Genomic DNA, 18,068 nt, shown 5'->3' on the forward strand with positions numbered 1-18,068 from the left:
AAAAGGCTGCATACTCTAAACGAAGAGCGTGCAGCCTTTTTCTTATGCTTGTAAATTCATTAATCTTTCTTTTACGTCTTCTTCGCTTAATCCATGCTGAGCGACATAACGGTTTCGCGGGTGCGTTCTGCACTCATGTGAGCAGCTGCGCAGGTGACGGTGCTCATTTTCCTCAGAGCAGAGAATCTTTTTATTACACTCAGGGTTGGCACAGTTTACGTAACGCTCACAAGGCTCACCTGTGTAATAATCCTTCCCAACCACCACATGCTCTTTTTGATTGACTGGAACCGCAATGCGCTCGTCAAATACATATAGCTGTCCATCCCATAAGTCGCCTTGTACTTCTGGGTCTTTTCCGTACGTCACAATTCCGCCTTCCAATTGTGAAACATCTTCAAACCCTTCTTTTACAAGCCAGCCAGAGAATTTCTCACAGCGGATGCCGCCTGTGCAATACGTAAGGATTTTTTTCCCTTCGAATTGCTCCTTATTTTCTCGAATCCATTCAGGAAGATCCCGGAAATTTAGTATATCAGGGCGAACGGCGCCTCTGAAATGACCTAAATCATATTCATAATCATTACGTGCGTCAATCACAACCGTATCTTCTCTTTGCATCGCTTCGAAAAATTCTTTCGGTTTTAAATGCTTTCCTGTTGTAACAAGAGGGTCAACATCGTCCTCTAAACGTAGCGTAACAAGCTCTGGTCGAAGACGAACACGCATTTTTTTGAACGCATGCTCTGTTGCTTCATCAATTTTAAAAACAGTACCAGCAAAAAGCGGGTGCTCATCCATGTATTTTATATAAGCATCAGTTTGCTCAACTGTACCTGATACAGTTCCGTTAATTCCTTCAGATGCAAGAATAATCCGACCCTTAAGACCTAGTTCATTACAGAATTGAAGATGCTCTTGTTGAACTTCCTCGGGATTTTCTATATGGACATATTTATAATACAGTAACACTCTATAATCTTGATTCATATTAACCACCTTATTAACTTTTATGCATTCTTTATATTAATAACCGAATTATTATATCAATAATCACATTCTTATTTCAATGAATTAGAATTATTATTCCCTTTTTTAAAATAAAAAGGCATCCTGCCAGTAATTTTAATTGGGCAGGATACCTAGTAATGCTTCGTTTGTAGATATATTCAAATAGTGTGTAGATAAATAATGATTTTGTGTAGATAAACCTTAAGAATGTGTAGATATCGTCCAAAATTTGTAGATATATCTGAAAAGCGTGTAGATATCCTCAACGTTACTCTCCAAATTGCCATACACTATGACTTAGGTTTCCATATCGGAAGCTGCGATGTAATAACTTTGCTGTCTTGTTATCATCTGCTGCTCCCATTGCATAAAAGACCGGAATAAAGTGTTCTTTGCCATATGGAGGTACAGCATATTGTGCATTGGGAGCGAGTGAATCGTACTTAAACAATGATTTCGTATCCCATGTATGAAGGTGATGGGCTAACCAGTCATCGAACTCAACCGCCCATGTATCTACTTGTCCATTATCCGCAAAATTCACAGCTCTTAAATTATGAACGGTACCCCCACTGCCAATAATTAAAACATCTTTAGCACGTAAAGCAGCCAGTGATTTTCCTACCTTATATTGTTTTTCGGGTGTGAGTGCAGGATTGACAGACATCGCAATCACAGGAACATCTGCATTTGGATAAAGTAAACGAAGCACCACCCACGCACCATGATCCAAACCGCGTCTCGTTTCTATGTCAAAAGGAATACCATTTGCCCTGAATAAATCCATGATTTCACTAGAAATTTCCTGTGATCCATTAGCGGGATATTTGATGGTATAGAGCGCTGGATCAAATCCGCCGAAATCATAAATGGTGTCATATTCGTCTACTTCACTTACTTTTTGCACTCTAGACTCCCAATGAGCGGAAAATAAAACAATTGCCTTTGGGCGTGGTAAAGAATCCCCCAGTTGATTTAAAAATTGAGTATACTCATTGTTTTCTACCGCCAGCAATGGTGCACCATGAGCAATAAACAGTGATGGCATCATAGTACTTTTCCCTCCAGTATTAAAGTGATTGTGTCTGGTTATTTTGTCCTTTAAAGAACACTTTATCTAGCGCAAACATCTTACTATCGTTGATGGCAATAAATAATGACATTGCTAGTAATGCTAAATCTAATTCCCAGCCAGCACCTTGACCATTACCTAAAAAGCCGACTGCTAATTTCCCTTTGACAATTGCTCCAAGCATTAATAAAACCAATAATGCTGATACAATTCTGCTGCCTAAACCAATGATTAAAGCAAGTCCTCCAACCATTTCTAACACTGCAACACCATACGCTAAAGCACCTGGTAAACCAATGGAATCAAACCAGCCAACGATATTTTCAATCCCGCCTTGGAATTTTACTAAACCATGAATAAAAAACGTAACCCCTAATACTACACGTAAAATTAATGTACTTACTTCTATCTTTTTCATTTTTCTGCCTCTCCCTTAATAATTTATTTTTTTAAATCTTGTAGTAACCAATTTGTAAAATCCTGCAGATTGCTTAAGGAAACACTATGTCCTTCGTGGTAAGTCTTAAAAGTAACGTTTGCACCTAATTGACGAAAATACTCATTGTTGGCAACTCCCCATTCAAATGGAAGCACTTGATCCATTTCTCCGTGTGAAACGAATACCGAAACTTCATTCACAGGTTTGATCTCATACTCTTCTTTTACGAAGGCTGGAATGTAACCACTTAGAGCAACAATTCCTTTTATTTTATTGCCTAATGTTAAGCCTAGCGTCATCGCTAAAATTGCACCCTGGCTGAAACCTAACAAGTATAAATGAGATGTATCTAGCGGATACTGTTCGCAAGCATAGTCAATAAAGTTTGTTAGCCTGTTTACACCTTCATCGAACACTTCTCGATGCGGTTTGCCGTACCCTTCAATCGTAAAGAAAGCATAGCCTGGTGGCTGCGCGAGATGACCGCGGATACTGAAAATGTAGAACTGATCTTCTAATCCGTTAACCAAAGAAAGCATGTTTTGTTCATTACTGCCAATTCCATGCATGATAAACAATGCTGGATACTTTTTATCAGGATGGATCTCTCTTGGACGACGAAGCTCATAGATCATCGGTGCACTCATATATATCATCCCTTCTGTAAGTATTTTAATAATTAATAAAGATTCATATTTGTAAACACATTTATAAAAAAATAAAATGTTTTTTAATATGAACATTTGTTGCTTATAGGATAACAGCGGATCTTATGGATTGTCAATGGATTTTTTGCTAATATATAAATATGTTCTATATTAGGAAACCATAAAGGGTGATCAAACTGGATATCGGCGCAAAAATTCGAGCAATTAGAAATCGAAAAAAAATCACAATAGCCCAAATGTGTGAAGGGACTGGCCTTTCAAAAGGATTTATCAGCAATGTAGAAAACAACAACACCTCACCATCGATCAGCACGCTGCAAACCATTGCTAGCTATTTAGAGGTTCCATTACCTTACTTATTATTAGAAAAAAAACAACATTTACGCGTAGTTAGAAAAGATGCCCGAACAACGACCTCATTTAATCAGTTAAAAATTGAACATATCTCATCCATGGGTGGTTTAAGTTTGCGAAGTGTGGAATTTCCGCCAGGCGCATCGATTGGAGACGCCCATGCGCATGAGGGGGAAGAATGTCATTTAGTGCTGGAGGGGAAAGTTTTAGCAGAACAAGGGGAAGATTCAGTGATCTTAGAAGAAGGTGATTCCTTCAGCTGGAATGCAAGTGTACCTCATACAGTGAAAAATATCGGGGATTGTAAAGCGGTTGTTTTAATAGCAGTGTATTCAAATACAGCGTTTTAAGGTTTAACGAGCGATATTCCTTCTGTATTTATGTATGATTAATACTGCAGTTAAACAGAGCATTTATTTAAACAAAAATGCTCTGTTTTAGACTATCTGAAATTCTGAGCGATTTGATCGATCACTTTTATACCTTTTCTTAATATAGTATCAAACATGACCATTGTCACTTTGGCATCTGTAAGATGTTCATCAAATTGATTATAAATATCCTGTTTTAATACGAAACTTGTATTCCCTAAATAGTCTGGACGAGTAATAATTTTTAAATGATCTCCTAAATTTGCTTCCTTTCGATACAAAACCTCCATTTTTAAAACAACCGTTCCAATCCTCATTTCTTGAAAGTCCTTTAAAGATATTCCGCAATTTTCATACCAATTTACACGAGCATCCTCCAAAAACTTAACGTATCTGCAATTATTCACATGCCCTAAAAGATCGATATCTTCTTTTTGTGTTTGAAGTGTAAAAATAGTTTCCATTACTAACCTCCCTTACCAAAGCTATGAACCATCGCACAACGTATAAAATTAAATGCCTTCGTAATACCATGTACCATCCTGAAGAAATTTTTTACATTGGTTATTTATATATAAATACTCCAGGTGAGCAAGTGTCTCGCCAACAGCAAAACGAGTTTCATGAATATTCAAATTTCGAAACAACTGTTGATTAACCTCATAGATGGTTGTTGGGCGTTTAATAGCGTCATACGTCTCTGCTAACCTTTCATGATGGTGTGCTAATAATTCTTCAATTCTTTGATTGGCACCTCTAAACGGCTTCCCATGAGAAGGGATTACATAGTCAACATTTAATACTTTAATTTTTTCCAAAGAAGTCATGTAGGATTGTAATGGATTCCGATTCCCCCGGAACCAGTAGGATATATTGGGAGAAATTCTTGGTAAAATATGATCGGTTGAAAATAAAATACTATTCTCTTTATTAAATAAAGTGATTAATCCATCTGAATGCCCCGGTGTAAAAATAACCTCGTATTCGTATTTGCCGAATACGATTTTCATTCCCTCCTCAAGAAAATGTTGAACAGTTGGATAAGGCTTAACTTGTGTGTTAAAACCCTGTTCATCCGTAGTTAACAGCTGGGATAAATTATCTGGAAGCCCGCATGTATCATAGTTTCTATTTACTATCCCTAAAGAATCCTGTTCCCAATAGGTTAACCCAGCCTCCGTATCAATTTCTGTCATCCATACCTCTGCATTTGTAAGCTGCTGCAGTGTACCTGCATAGCCAAAATGGTCTGGATGGTAATGCGTTAGAATGATGTCCTTTATTTCATGCTTTTGTATGATGGGTCTCCATATGTCCTTCGATACAGCATTATTGAGTCCTGCGTCGATAATGGTCCACCCATTAGCCCCTTCAGCTAAAAAGCAATTCACATGGTTTAGTCGAAAAGGTAGCGGTATGGTTACTTGTGTTACACCGATTTCATTGAACAAAAACCCTTCTCCCCTTTACCTTCTATTTATCGGTAAAAGGAAATAAGCAACAAAATGTTTCTTTTGCTGCTTATTTCCTCTTCCATTCTTATTCACTAATTCTTTCGATAATGGTTCCGTTGGCCATTCCGCCGCCTTCACAAATTGCCTGTAATCCATAGCGGCCGCCTGTTCTTTCTAATTCATGCATCATCGAGATCATTAATTTAGCGCCTGTTGCTCCAAGTGGGTGTCCAAGGGCAATGGCTCCCCCGTTAGGGTTCAACTTCTTAGGATCTGCCTTAATTTCTTCTAACCAGCACATTGGTACCGGAGCGAACGCTTCATTTACTTCATAAATGTCCATATCTTCAATTGTAAGCCCTGCTTTAGCTAAAACCTGTCGAGTTGCTTCAATTGGACCCGTCAGCATCAAGGTTGGATCAGAACCTACTACAGAACGGGCAACAATTCGGAATCGCGGTTTAAGCCCTAATTCCTCTGCTTTTTCACGTGACATCAATAATACAGCCGCAGCACCATCACTCATTTGGCTGGCGTTTCCTGCATGGATTTTTCCATCTTCCTTAAAGACTGTTTTAAGAGTGGATAATTTTTCTATAGTGGAACCCTTTCGAGGTCCTTCATCCTGCCTCACTGCCACTGTACTGCCATCCTCTAAAGTCACTTCTAAAGGCATAATCTCCCTGTCAAATCTTCCTTCTTCTTGGGCTTTTAACGCACGATTGTGGCTTTCAACGGAAAATTCATCTAACTGGGTGCGTGTAAATCCCCACTTATCAGCAATTCTTTCTGCAGATAAACCTTGGTGAATGATTTCATACCTTGATGTTAGCTCTTCACTGGAGGTTGAATTTTGACGGGTAGAACCAAGCGGGACACGTGTCATGCTTTCAACACCGCCGGCAATAACAACATCCATATCCCCGCTAAGAATCGCCTGGGCTGCAAAATGAATCGCTTGCTGCCCGGATCCACATTGACGATCTATAGTGGTTGCTGGTACCTGGATTGGGAAATCTGCCATTAGAACTGCATTACGCGCGATATTCAGACCTTGTTCTTCTACCTGTGAAACACAGCCCATGATGACGTCCTGCACGATTCCTGGGGAAATGCCTGCACGATTTACTAATTCTCTTAATACTTTGGCTGCCAATTCATCTGGACGAACATTGCTTAATAGCCCTTTTCTTTTTCCAACTGGGGTACGAACACCCTCCACAATAACAACTTCACGCATCTCATCTTCCTCCAATTTTATATAATTTTTTTAAAAATTATCTTGGGGCCATGCGAATAGCGCCATCTAAGCGGATGGTTTCACCATTAAGCATGACATTTTCGATAATTGACTGAGTTAATTGTGCATATTCAGAAGGACGTCCGAGTCGGGATGGAAACGGAACCTGGGATTCCAATGCTGCTTTTGCCTGCTCAGACAATGAACCGAAAAGTGGTGTTTCAATTAATCCAGGTGCAATGGTCATCACTCTGATTCCAGACTTTGCTAAGTCGCGTGCAATTGGCAATGTCATTCCTACTACACCGCCTTTTGAGGCACTGTAAGCTGCCTGACCGATTTGACCATCAAAAGCGGCAACAGATGCTGTATTGATGATTACTCCTCTTTCACCTTCTTGATTAGGCTGATTATTGACCATTTTGGCAGCGGTAAGGCGAATGACGTTAAATGTACCTATTAAATTGATTTCAATGACTCTTTTAAAATTTTCAAAACTATGTGCTTGATTTCTGCCTACTGTTTTTTCCGCAACAGCAATACCTGCACAATTCACTACGGTATTGATACTGCCAAACTGAGCAATCGCTGAATCGATGGCGTTCTGGACATCTTCTTCACTAGTTACATTCGTTTTGTAAAAAACAGCATTTTCCCCTAATTCTTTGGCTAAACTAGCACCTCTTTCTTCAGAGAGGTCAAGAATTGCCGCTTTCCCGCCGTTTTTTACGATATTTCGGACAGTTGCTTCACCAAGCCCCGAAGCACCGCCCGTTACCAAAGCAATGGAATCTTGTATTCTCATCTTCTATTCCCCTTTCTTATTTTAAAAACCTAGTTCCTTCAAAATTTCATTTGTATGTTCTCCCAGACCTGGTGCATGCCGTCTAGTTGTAACAGTTGAATTTGATAGTTTAATAGGATTTCCTATTTGCTTGATAACTCCCATTTCTGGATGGGTGATGTTTTCAATCATTTGACGATGTTTAATTTGTGGATGGTCTGCGAGTTCTTCTGGAGTTAAGACTGGGGAGACACAGGCATCAATACCTTCGAAAAGCTCAAGCCATTCCGTTAATGTTTTTTGTTGGATGGCTGTTTGAACTTCCTGCTTCATTATGCGCTGTTGTTCAAGGGGTTCCTCTAGTTGGTCTATTAGTTCTTCCTTACCAATGACTTTGCAAAAATTTTCCCAAAACTTATATTCAAGTGCGCCAACGGAAATAAATCGATCATCTTTTGTTCTATAAATCTCGTAACAGGCTTTCCCGCCGTTTAAAGTTAGTTCCCCACGATTAGGCATTTCGCCGGAGGTCCAGTAGTTTGGCAGAATCGTATGCATCCATGACAGAGCTCCATCAAGCATAGAAATGTCCACAAATTGACCGGTGTTCGTATTCTTCGCGTTAATGATGGCGAGTAAGATTCCTACCGCAGCCATCAATGCTCCGCCGCCAATATCACCAATTTGAACGGAAGGGATGAGAGGTTTTTCGTTTGGAGCACCTTGTAAATGCAGCAGCCCCGAATAGCTCAAAAAATTCAAATCATGTCCAGCCTCTTTGGCGTAAGGTCCCGTTTGCCCATAACCGGTTATCGCACAAAAAATCAGTTTTGGATTATGTACCTTTAACTGCTCATAACCAAGACCAAGACGCTCCATAACCCCAGGGCGGAATGATTCAATCAGGACATCTGCTGTTTTCACCAAAGAAATAAACGCATCTTTATCCTTTTCAGCTTTAAGGTCTAGGGTAATGCTGCGTTTATTACGATTTAATGAAATAAACATAGCACTTTGATGATCGTTTACTCTTGGTTCGTACCAGCGGGCGTAATCCCCGCTTTTGGGATCTTCCACTTTTATTACATCTGCTCCATAATCAGCCAGTAGTAAAGAACAATAAGGACCAGGCAGGAGTCTTGTGAGATCAAGAACGCGTATACCTTCAAGAGGTAACAAACTATCATCTCCTTATAAAAAAATCCCTCTTATGATACCGTTTACATCTCTATTTTAAATAATAGCAATTTTCTTATAATTTTACAATTGATTTATTTTTTGAACCTATGTTTAAAATTCATTGATTTTTCATAATAGCTGTCCTATATTTAAGATTACAAAGATTAATAGTTAAGGAGGAAAGAGCATGTCCTCTTTTAGAGCGCAGAAAATGGCGAAAAAAAAGCAGGAAATCCTTCGTTCTGCTGCGGCCGTCCTTATTGAAAAAGGATACCAAGGAACGACGATGGAAGAAATCGCTGCAAAACTTTTGATGACAAAAGGGTCAATGTATTATTATTTTAAAAATAAGGATGACCTTTTGTTTCAATGCCATTTAATGATTATGGAGATTTGTTTGGACGGGATTGAAAAAGTTATTGAAAGTGACCGGAACCCAATCGAAAAGCTAAGATGTGCGATTAAAGAACATATTCTGCTTGCTACTAGTGAGAAATCAATGTTTATGGCGCTTTCGAAGCCACATCATAATTTTTCTGACGAGCAGTTGCAAGAAGTGCTTGGCTTGAGAAAAAGTTACTCTCACTATTTTGATAGAATCATTCATGAAGGTATAGATAAACAGGAGTTTGGTTCTGTGGATGTAAAAATGGTACGTTTAATCATCTTGGGTGCTCTCAACTGGATCCAAGAATGGTATGACCAAAATGGTCCTCAAAGTGCAGAAGAAATCTCTGAAGCCTATGCGGACTACTTGTTAAAAATGTTAGTGAAAAACTAAAGCCTCCTTGTTATAAGAGGAGGCTTTACTTGTCATCCTATTTTTTCCTCATTTTCTGAGCTTAAAAGTACTCTCTTATTCGAAGTCACCGGGGTAAGATTTGCTCTCTTCAATAGATAGTTTAAATGGTCCAATGGCATTGAGCCATGTCCTTTTCCATCTTCTAGTGTAAATTGAACGGTAATCCCATTGTTAGTGGTAACTGTCAACGATTCTGCAGAATTAAAATTCCCCTTGATGGTTTGAGAAATTTGATATTTCATTCCTTTTTCAATAGACAATTTACTATCTCCTTCGCTGTTATTTACTCATAGTATTCTCTGATAATTTTTATTCATACAAAATTATTCCATTTTGTCCTATCCTAACTGGTTATTAAAATAAGATGTGATAGAATATTTTTATCTATTAGGAGGTGCGCTTATGGAAGGGTTTAGTCATATATTGAAAAGGCAGCGTGATTTCTTTCAAACAGGAAGAACAAAAGATGTATCATTCCGCATAGAAGCATTAACATCTCTAGGAGATATGATTCGCTCACATGAGAAAGATATAATGACAGCACTTAAGCAGGATTTGAATAAGAGTGACTTCGACTCTTATATTAGTGAAATGGGAATTTTGCTTGAGGAAATCCGTTTTACTCTCAAACATATACGAGATTGGACTCAGCCAAGAAAAGTCAAAACGACCATGACTCAACTAGGGTCTAAGGCCTATATTTATTCTGAACCATATGGGATTGCATTGATCATTTCTCCTTGGAATTATCCTTTACAACTTGCCATCGCTCCTCTGATTGGTGCCATTGCTGCAGGGAATTGTGCGGTACTTAAACCCTCCGAACTGACACCAGAGACATCAAAACTTATGGCAGACCTGATCAATAAAACATTTCCTGAAGAGTACGTTTCTGTTGTCCAAGGTGATGCCGACACCACTCAGCTTTTATTAAAAGAAAAATTTGATTATATCTTTTTTACTGGAAGTGTTTCAGTTGGAAAGGTAATTATGGAAGCGGCCGCAAAGCACTTAACACCTGTTACGCTTGAATTAGGAGGAAAAAGTCCCTGTATCGTTCATCATGACGCAGATCTTAAATTGGCAGCCAAACGGATTGCCTGGGGTAAGTTTATCAATGCAGGTCAAACATGTGTCGCGCCTGACTATTTATATGTACACAAAGACATCAAGGACCAATTTTTAAAAACCTTCAAAGAAACTATAGTTGATCTATATGAGAATATCGTGAAAAATGGTGAATTCACGAGAATCGTAAGTGAACGTCATTTCAATCGCGTGACCGGGTTAATATCGAGCGGGGAAATCCTTCACGGCGGCAATTATTCGAAGGATACGCTTACCATTGAGCCCACAGTGCTTGGCGGTGTTACATGGGAGGACCCAGTCATGCAGGAGGAAATTTTCGGTCCTGTCCTCCCTGTCCTTGAATATGAAAATGAATCAGCCATGATTCAAAAAATTAATGATCATCCTAAACCATTAGCTCTTTATATTTTTTCAGAAAGCAAAGAATTCCAAGATGCTATCTTAGCTTCTATCTCTTTTGGCGGCGGCTGTATAAACGATACTGTCATGCACCTTAGTTCACCTTACCTCCCGTTTGGCGGTGTTGGTGAAAGTGGAATTGGTGCCTACCATGGCAGAGGCAGCTTTGATGTCTTCTCTCACCAGAAGAGTATTTTAAAACAAACGACTACCTTTGATCTACCTTTCCGATATCCAAATCGTAAAGACGCACTAAAACAAATCAAACGATTTATTAAATAAAGGCTCTGTTAAAACTGAATGTTGATTTCACTGTGTTTGGAAAATAAGCGGAGAATTTCCGTTTAAATTGGGAAATACCCATATTTCCTTAAAAATAAGCGGAGTTTTTCCGCTTATTGTCTCCAAATCCTTGGAATTTGTCTTATTTAAAGCAGTTAACCGGAATATCTCCGCTTATATCTGCTTCTTAAGGTTCCTCTATATACAATAGCCGGAAATTCTCCGCCTATGAATTCTCAACCCTACACGAAAATCAAAAATGAATAATAACAGAGCCTAAATAAATAAAAGAGCCTTGCAGATTGTGTTCTGCAAGGCTCTGTCCGATTATACCCAGCCTCTGAATTGGGAGGCTTCTGCTACTTTCTTAATCCCAACCATATATGCAGCTAAACGCATATCAACTTGATGGGTCTGAGCCTGTTGATAAATCGTGTCAAAAGAACTAACCATTACCTTCTCAAGCTTTTCCATTACTTCTTCTTCAGACCAATAGTAACCCTGATTGTTTTGCACCCATTCAAAATAAGAAACCGTAACCCCGCCTGCACTTGCAAGAATATCTGGAACAAGGAGAACTCCACGCTCTGTTAAGATCTTTGTAGCTTCAAGAGTGGTTGGTCCATTTGCTGCTTCAACGACAATACTCGCTTTAATGTTAGCAGCATTCTCTTCGGTGATTTGGTTCGAAATCGCGGCAGGTACAAGAATATCACATTCTAACTCTAGCAATTCCTGGTTGCTGATTGTATCTGTAAATAGCTGAGAGAAGGTTCCGAAACTATCTCTTCTATCGAGTAAATAATCAATATCAAGTCCGTCTGGATCATAAACTCCGCCGTATACATCGGAAACAGCGACCACTTTGGCACCTGCGTCATGCATAAATTTAGCTAAGTAGCTGCCTGCATTTCCAAAACCTTGGATCACCACGCGAGCACCTTTTAACTCTTTTCCTTTTTTCTTAACCGCTTCATTTATACACATGGTCACACCACGGGCAGTTGCAGTTTCTCGTCCGTGCGATCCTCCTAATACAAGGGGTTTACCAGTAATAAATCCTGGCGAGTCAAACTCACGCAGACGACTATATTCATCCATCATCCATGCCATTATTTGTGAATTTGTATAAACATCAGGTGCCGGAATATCTTTTGTTGGTCCTACAATCTGACTGATCGCACGAACATAGCCGCGGCTTAATCTCTCAAGCTCTCTAAAGGACATCTGCCTCGGGTCACAAATGATACCGCCTTTACCGCCGCCATATGGAAGGTTAGTAATCCCACACTTTAAACTCATCCAAATCGATAAGGCTTTTACCTCAGCTTCATCTACATCAGGATGAAAGCGGACACCTCCCTTTGTTGGTCCAACTGCATCGTTATGCTGTGAACGGTACCCGGTAAAGATTTTAACTGTGCCATCATCCATGCGAACTGGAATTCTAACGGTCAATAATCGAATCGGTTCTTTTAATAGTTCAAACATTTCACTATTGTAGCCCAACTTCGTTAATGCTTCTTGAATCACCGTTTGTGTTGAGTAGTATAAGTTTAAAGATTCCTTTTCCTTTTGCTGTTCTTTTGACATTTCATTTATCACTGTCTTAACCGACATGCCCGCACCTCGTATTTTAGTAGTATAGAAATATAGTTCTTAAGCTAAAACCTTAGTGATCTTTTCAATTGACCAATCTATTTCTTCCTTTGTAATGATAAGCGGCGGTGCAAAACGAATAACGGTATCATGTGTTTCTTTACATAATAAACCCTCTTCCTTTAATTGCTCACAGTAAGGTCTTGCTTCCTCTGTCAGCTCTACACCTATAAATAAACCTCTGCCTCTTATTTCTTTTATCACAGGGCTATTGATCACTTTTAATTGTTCTAGAAAATACTTACCTAATTCAAGTGAACGGTCTGCTAGTTTTTCTTCCTCAATCACTTCTAAAGCTGCAATTGACACAGCACAAGCAAGTGGATTTCCACCGAAAGTGGATCCATGTGAACCTGGATTAAATACGCCTAAAACATCGGAGTTGGCCACAACACATGAAATTGGGAACACTCCGCCTCCTAATGCTTTTCCTAAAATTAACATGTCTGGGTTAACTTCTTCCCATTCAACAGCAAACATTTTTCCTGTCCGAGCTAAGCCAACTTGAATTTCATCGGCAATAAACAATACATTGTTTTCTTTACATAAATCAGAAGCTGCTTTTAAGAACCCTTCAGGAGGCAGGATAATTCCTGCTTCACCTTGGATTGGTTCAATTAAGAATGCAGCTGTATTAAGTGTGATAGCAGCTTTTAATGCTTCGATATCTCCATAAGGAATAAGCTTAATCCCTGGAAGCATCGGACCAAATCCTCGCTTATATTCAGGATCAGAAGATAAGGAAACTGCACCCATTGTCCTGCCATGGAAGTTACCTGTACAAGCAATAATTTCTGCTTGGTTCTCAGCGATTCCTTTTACATCATAGCCCCAGCGGCGTGCTGCTTTAATAGCTGTTTCTACCGCTTCAGCACCTGTATTCATAGGAAGTGCCATTTCTTTATTGGTTAATTTACAAATTTTCTCATACCACGGACCAAGCTGGTCATTATGGAAAGCTCGTGAAGTTAACGTCACTTTATCTGCTTGGTCTTTTAAGGCCTTAATAATTTTAGGATGACGGTGTCCTTGGTTTACCGCGGAATAAGCACTCAGCATATCCATGTAGCGGTTTCCTTCTGGATTTTCCACCCATACTCCCTCTGCTTTCGAAACCACGATTGGCAGTGGATGATAATTGTTGGCACCAAACTTTTGGGTTTTTTCGATAATTTCAGTTGTTTTATTTGTAGTAGTATTCATTTTATTTCCTCCTTATAGCGTTTCGGAAGTTGTTTTAGCTTGCATGTGAAGCAGTAAATAATCGGGACCGCCTGCTTTAGAATCAGTTCCTGACATGTTGAATCCTCCAAATGGCTGATATCCAACAATCGCTCCAGTACAAGTACGGTTAAAGTAGAGATTTCCAACATGAAATTCTTCACGGGCACGTTCAATATGTTCACGGTTGTTTGAAATTAATGCTCCTGTTAGACCGTAATCTGTGTTGTTAGCGATTTTCATCATATGGTCAAAATCACGAGCTTTTGAGAAAGCCAGAACTGGCCCAAAAATCTCCTCTTGCATAAGTCGCGCATTTTCATCTATATCAGCAAAGATTGTTGGCTGGATAAAGTAACCCTGTGAGTCATCGCCTTCTCCGCCAGTCATTAATCTTCCCTCTTGTTTACCCACTTCGATATAACTCATGATTTTCTTAAAAGATTTTTCATCAATCACTGGACCCATGTAATTAGATAAATCTTCTGGGTTACCAAGTGTAAGTGTCTTTGTTAACGCCACAGCTTTTTCAAGCACTTCATCATAAACATCCTGATGAACAACTGCACGAGAGCCAGCAGAACATTTTTGACCAGAGAAACCAAAAGCTGAATAAACGATACTTGCTGCAGCTAAATCTAAATCTGCATCATTGTCTACAACCACTGTATCCTTACCGCCCATTTCAGCAATAACACGTTTAATCCAAATTTGCCCCGGGTGAACCTTTGCCGCGCGTTCATTGATTCTGCAGCCTACCTCACGTGAACCAGTGAAGGAAACGAAACGAGTTTTTGGATGGTCCACTAGGTAATCCCCAATCTGCGCCCCGCTGCCTGGTACGAAGTTTAATACGCCATTTGGCAGACCAGCTTCATGCATTAGCTCTACAAACTTTGCTGCCACAATTGGTGTTGAGTTTGCAGGCTTTAGAAGAACCGTGTTACCAGACACAATGGCTGCCACGGTTGTTCCAGCCATAATGGCCAATGGGAAGTTAAATGGTGAAATAATGATTCCTACACCTAGTGGAATGTAGTGATATTGATTGTATTCCCCATCGCGGCTTTGAACGGGGAAACCTTCTTTAATACGAAGCATTTGACGACCATAATACTCGATAAAATCAATGGCTTCAGCGGTATCTGCGTCTGCTTCCTTCCATGGCTTTCCAGCTTCTTTTACAAGGTAAGCAGAAAATTCATGTTTACGGCGGCGTAACATCGCTGCTGCACGGAATAGGATATTAGCACGGTGTTCAGGCTTCCACTTCTTCCAAGATTCAAATGCAGTTAATGCCGTTTGCATGGCCTTTTCAGCAAGTTCTTGGTCTGCCATGGACACACTACCGATGACTTCTTCTTTATTTGCTGGATTAATAGATTGAATCTTTTTATCGGTAATAATGGATTCCCCGCCAATCACAACGGGATATTCCTTTCCTAGCTGGGATTGAACATACGAAAGAGCTTGTTGAAATGCTTGTTTATTTGCTTCTTCTGTAAAATTAGTAAATGGTTCATGCGTATACGGTTTCATTCTTTTATCCCCCTTGTGGTTTGTACAAAATAACATAATGCAAGTTCCGTGCCAACCGTAAAATCTACATAAATAAAGGATTAATATTATTAAACGCAAAATATTTTTGCGCCAAATATTTAAATTATTTTTAACGCAAAAATATTTTGCGCTATTTCGGATTATTTGTTTTAATAGAAAGATAAACAATAAGGGGAATGAAGATCATGGATCAGACAAAAATGACAGTTGAATACCTGCAGTATCTTATTTCCATGTATAAAAGGATTTTAGATGAAGTGGATGTTGGGGTCCATGCCGTAGATGCTTCGGGGAATACGGTAATTTATAATAATAAAATGGCGCAAATGGAATCGATGGACATCCAAGAAGTAATGAATAAGAATCTGCTAGATGTCTTTATGTTTAAAGAAAATCAATCTAGTACACTTGTAAAAGCGCTTCAAGATAGAAAAGAAACGAAGAACGTTAAACAAACCTATTTTAATAACAAAGGCCGGGAAATTACTACCAACAATAATACCATTCCTATTTATGAAAACGAAGAACTGTTGGGTGCTGTTGAAATCGCCAATGATGTCACAAAACTGGAACGTTTAATAAAAGGGAATATCACCCGAAAAGGTACTACTAGATATACCTTTGATAGTATTACAGGAAACAGTACAGTGATGAAGGAAGTCATTGAAGGTGCCAAGCGTGCGGCACGTACCTCTTCTTACGTTTTAATTGTAGGAGAAACTGGAACCGGTAAAGAGTTGTTTGCCCAAAGTATACATAATGCCAGTAGTCGGTTTTCCGGCCCCTTTATCACTCAAAACTGTGCGGCTTTACCTGATAACTTAATAGAAAGTCTTCTATTTGGCACAAGAAGGGGTGCATTTACCGGAGCCATCGACCAGCCGGGATTATTTGAACAGGCCAATGGCGGAACGTTATTACTTGATGAGATTAATTCACTTAATCTAAACCTTCAGGCTAAACTGCTTCGTGCACTTCAAGAGAAAACCATCCGCCGGGTTGGGGACACGAAGGATACCCCCGTGGATGTTCGTGTGATCGCAAATATTAACGAGGATCCAATCGATGCGGTAACCAATAATCATATGCGTAAAGACTTATATTACCGCCTTGGAGTCGTTACTGTCTTCATTCCGCCTTTAAGGGAGCGAAAAGAAGATATCCCTCTCCTGGCCCAGCTTTTTATTAACAAGTACAACGATCTCTTTCAAATGAACGTAAAAGGTTTATCAGAAGAGGTCAAAGCTTCATTTCTAGAGTATGACTGGCATGGAAATGTTCGTGAACTAGAACATTTGGTTGAAGCGGCTATGAACATTATGATGGATGATGAAGAACTCATTGAGTATTCGCATCTTCCCTATCAATATCGAAGCAAATTGCATCTAAAAGAAAGAAACACTCCTTCTGTCTCGGTTGATATGTTTTTAAAAGATGGAACAGATATGACCACCTCACTAAAGGAGCAAATGGAATACTTTGAAAAATCCTATATTGAACATGTCTTGAAAAATAATGATTACAATATTACTAGAGCTGCAGATGTGCTAGGACTTAGCCGTCAAAGTCTTCAGTATCGAATGAAAAAACTAAACATCAAGCATGAGTAACAAGAACTAGTAAAATTGTACGAAATTTTTCATAATTTTTGCAGGATTATGTCGAGAAATAGAGGAATATATAAGTAATACTTAATAAGGAGGAGAATTTATGAAAAAGATAGTAACATTACTTTGTACTAGTTTAATTGTTTTATTGATGTTTGTTGCTCCGGGGAATTCAGTAAAAGCTGCAAATCCAAATTTAGTACCAGATTTGTTTTCATGCGGATGTGAGGATCATGGTATCTACCCGGTAACAGGTTCTGAAAAGAATAAAATTGTTGCAGAACTTTTGAGTAGCGATGTTTTTAAGACTCAAAAGTTTGAGTTGCTCAAACAGGATTATACTTTTATGGGTGTAAATAAAGTACAAGTTGCTAAGTTTGAAGGTGAAATTGGTAATTTTGTAATGGTTGCTGTTCCCTTTTTTAATAAATCGGGAACTGTAGAATTCGCAATGTTTACAAATGGAGTACCTAGTGGTATAGCTTTACCGCCAACTGAAGATGATCACAACCATTAAAATCGTTAAAGAAGAGATAGAACTGGTATACCAGCTCTATCTTTTTTTCAAAGTTATTGACTATCTTCTTCTTCATCCATAATCTCATCAAAAGCAGCCGAAACTTTTTCAAACTCCTCGTCACTTTCGATAGCTGTTAAGTCTCCGTCCTCATCAACTTTTAAGAAGAAGATATCAATGTCCTCTTCTGTTTCCTCTTTTATATCTTCAACAAATCCTACCGCTACATAATTGGTGCCTTCTATATTGATCGAAGCTAACACTTCTACTTCCTGCTCCTGATCTGTTTCATCACTAATTGTAAAAACTTCGCCAACTTCAATATTTGCCACGTTACATCTTCCTCTCATTAAAAGAATA

19 protein-coding genes are annotated in these 18,068 nt (G+C 39.0%); 5 read left to right on the forward strand and 14 right to left on the reverse strand.

Annotation, left to right across the window (positions count from 1 at the left end; all coding sequences use genetic code 11):
- Positions 1 to 42: 42 nt before the first annotated feature.
- From trhO to F4694_RS03940, 4 genes are all read right to left on the reverse strand, one after another.
- On the reverse strand, positions 43 to 990 hold the full coding sequence (gene trhO / locus F4694_RS03925; RefSeq protein WP_179595598.1) for an oxygen-dependent tRNA uridine(34) hydroxylase TrhO: 948 nt from the start codon (positions 988 to 990) through the stop codon (positions 43 to 45).
- Positions 991 to 1,279: 289 nt separating this feature from the next.
- Entirely contained in the window at positions 1,280 to 2,062 is a 783-nt protein-coding gene (locus tag F4694_RS03930; protein WP_179595599.1) for a DODA-type extradiol aromatic ring-opening family dioxygenase, read from the reverse strand.
- A 19-nt stretch (positions 2,063 to 2,081) separates the two neighbouring features.
- Positions 2,082 to 2,501 carry a DoxX family protein gene (locus F4694_RS03935; RefSeq protein WP_179595600.1) on the reverse strand — a complete coding sequence of 140 codons (420 nt, stop codon included), beginning with the start codon at positions 2,499 to 2,501 and terminating at the stop codon, positions 2,082 to 2,084.
- Positions 2,502 to 2,524: 23 nt separating this feature from the next.
- Positions 2,525 to 3,169, reverse strand: coding sequence for an alpha/beta hydrolase (locus tag F4694_RS03940; protein ID WP_179595601.1), 645 nt, complete (start codon positions 3,167 to 3,169; stop codon positions 2,525 to 2,527).
- A gap of 197 nt (positions 3,170 to 3,366) precedes the next feature.
- Between F4694_RS03940 and F4694_RS03945 the strand changes: the two genes are divergently transcribed.
- A complete protein-coding gene (locus F4694_RS03945; protein ID WP_179596009.1) occupies positions 3,367 to 3,894 on the forward strand; it encodes a helix-turn-helix domain-containing protein in 528 nt (175 codons plus the stop codon).
- 92 nt (positions 3,895 to 3,986) lie between these two features.
- Here F4694_RS03945 and F4694_RS03950 read toward each other — a convergent pair whose 3' ends face one another.
- The 5 genes from F4694_RS03950 to F4694_RS03970 form a co-directional block, all read right to left on the reverse strand.
- Positions 3,987 to 4,379 carry an acyl-CoA thioesterase gene (locus F4694_RS03950; RefSeq protein WP_179595602.1) on the reverse strand — a complete coding sequence of 131 codons (393 nt, stop codon included), beginning with the start codon at positions 4,377 to 4,379 and terminating at the stop codon, positions 3,987 to 3,989.
- A 48-nt stretch (positions 4,380 to 4,427) separates the two neighbouring features.
- Positions 4,428 to 5,366: an MBL fold metallo-hydrolase gene (locus F4694_RS03955; RefSeq protein WP_179595603.1), complete on the reverse strand. Its 939-nt coding sequence runs from the start codon at positions 5,364 to 5,366 to the stop codon at positions 4,428 to 4,430.
- Between the two features lie 88 nt (positions 5,367 to 5,454).
- Complete coding sequence (locus tag F4694_RS03960) at positions 5,455 to 6,609, reverse strand: thiolase family protein (protein WP_179595604.1); 1,155 nt, start codon at positions 6,607 to 6,609, stop codon at positions 5,455 to 5,457.
- A gap of 37 nt (positions 6,610 to 6,646) precedes the next feature.
- Positions 6,647 to 7,414 carry a 3-hydroxyacyl-CoA dehydrogenase gene (locus F4694_RS03965; protein ID WP_179595605.1) on the reverse strand — a complete coding sequence of 256 codons (768 nt, stop codon included), beginning with the start codon at positions 7,412 to 7,414 and terminating at the stop codon, positions 6,647 to 6,649.
- A gap of 21 nt (positions 7,415 to 7,435) precedes the next feature.
- On the reverse strand, positions 7,436 to 8,572 hold the full coding sequence (locus tag F4694_RS03970; protein WP_179595606.1) for a CaiB/BaiF CoA transferase family protein: 1,137 nt from the start codon (positions 8,570 to 8,572) through the stop codon (positions 7,436 to 7,438).
- Positions 8,573 to 8,759: 187 nt separating this feature from the next.
- Here F4694_RS03970 and F4694_RS03975 point away from each other — a divergent pair, with 187 nt between their 5' ends.
- Positions 8,760 to 9,353: a TetR/AcrR family transcriptional regulator gene (locus F4694_RS03975; protein ID WP_179595607.1), complete on the forward strand. Its 594-nt coding sequence runs from the start codon at positions 8,760 to 8,762 to the stop codon at positions 9,351 to 9,353.
- 32 nt (positions 9,354 to 9,385) lie between these two features.
- On the opposite strand, the gene F4694_RS03980 is transcribed toward F4694_RS03975, so the two are convergent.
- Positions 9,386 to 9,634, reverse strand: coding sequence for a hypothetical protein (locus F4694_RS03980; RefSeq protein WP_179595608.1), 249 nt, complete (start codon positions 9,632 to 9,634; stop codon positions 9,386 to 9,388).
- A gap of 142 nt (positions 9,635 to 9,776) precedes the next feature.
- Here F4694_RS03980 and F4694_RS03985 point away from each other — a divergent pair, with 142 nt between their 5' ends.
- Entirely contained in the window at positions 9,777 to 11,144 is a 1,368-nt protein-coding gene (locus tag F4694_RS03985; protein ID WP_179595609.1) for an aldehyde dehydrogenase, read from the forward strand.
- 327 nt (positions 11,145 to 11,471) lie between these two features.
- Here F4694_RS03985 and F4694_RS03990 read toward each other — a convergent pair whose 3' ends face one another.
- The 3 genes from F4694_RS03990 to pruA all read right to left on the reverse strand — a co-directional run bounded on the left by F4694_RS03990 (position 11,472) and on the right by pruA (position 15,563).
- On the reverse strand, positions 11,472 to 12,737 hold the full coding sequence (locus F4694_RS03990; RefSeq protein ID WP_374757409.1) for a Glu/Leu/Phe/Val family dehydrogenase: 1,266 nt from the start codon (positions 12,735 to 12,737) through the stop codon (positions 11,472 to 11,474).
- 66 nt (positions 12,738 to 12,803) lie between these two features.
- Positions 12,804 to 14,006: an ornithine--oxo-acid transaminase gene (locus F4694_RS03995; RefSeq protein WP_179595611.1), complete on the reverse strand. Its 1,203-nt coding sequence runs from the start codon at positions 14,004 to 14,006 to the stop codon at positions 12,804 to 12,806.
- Between the two features lie 12 nt (positions 14,007 to 14,018).
- The gene (gene pruA / locus F4694_RS04000; protein ID WP_179595612.1) at positions 14,019 to 15,563 is read right to left on the reverse strand and encodes an L-glutamate gamma-semialdehyde dehydrogenase; all 1,545 of its coding nucleotides are present in this window, start codon (positions 15,561 to 15,563) and stop codon (positions 14,019 to 14,021) included.
- 206 nt (positions 15,564 to 15,769) lie between these two features.
- Here pruA and F4694_RS04005 point away from each other — a divergent pair, with 206 nt between their 5' ends.
- A complete protein-coding gene (locus F4694_RS04005; protein WP_257029120.1) occupies positions 15,770 to 17,194 on the forward strand; it encodes a sigma-54 interaction domain-containing protein in 1,425 nt (474 codons plus the stop codon).
- Between the two features lie 100 nt (positions 17,195 to 17,294).
- A complete protein-coding gene (locus F4694_RS04010) occupies positions 17,295 to 17,708 on the forward strand; it encodes a hypothetical protein (RefSeq protein ID WP_179595613.1) in 414 nt (137 codons plus the stop codon).
- A 53-nt stretch (positions 17,709 to 17,761) separates the two neighbouring features.
- Here F4694_RS04010 and F4694_RS04015 read toward each other — a convergent pair whose 3' ends face one another.
- Positions 17,762 to 18,040: a DUF1292 domain-containing protein gene (locus F4694_RS04015; protein ID WP_179595614.1), complete on the reverse strand. Its 279-nt coding sequence runs from the start codon at positions 18,038 to 18,040 to the stop codon at positions 17,762 to 17,764.
- Positions 18,041 to 18,068: the final 28 nt, after the last annotated feature.

Source organism: Neobacillus driksii, from assembly GCF_013409995.1.
Taxonomy (GTDB): Bacteria; Bacillota; Bacilli; order Bacillales; family Cytobacillaceae; genus Neobacillus; species Neobacillus driksii.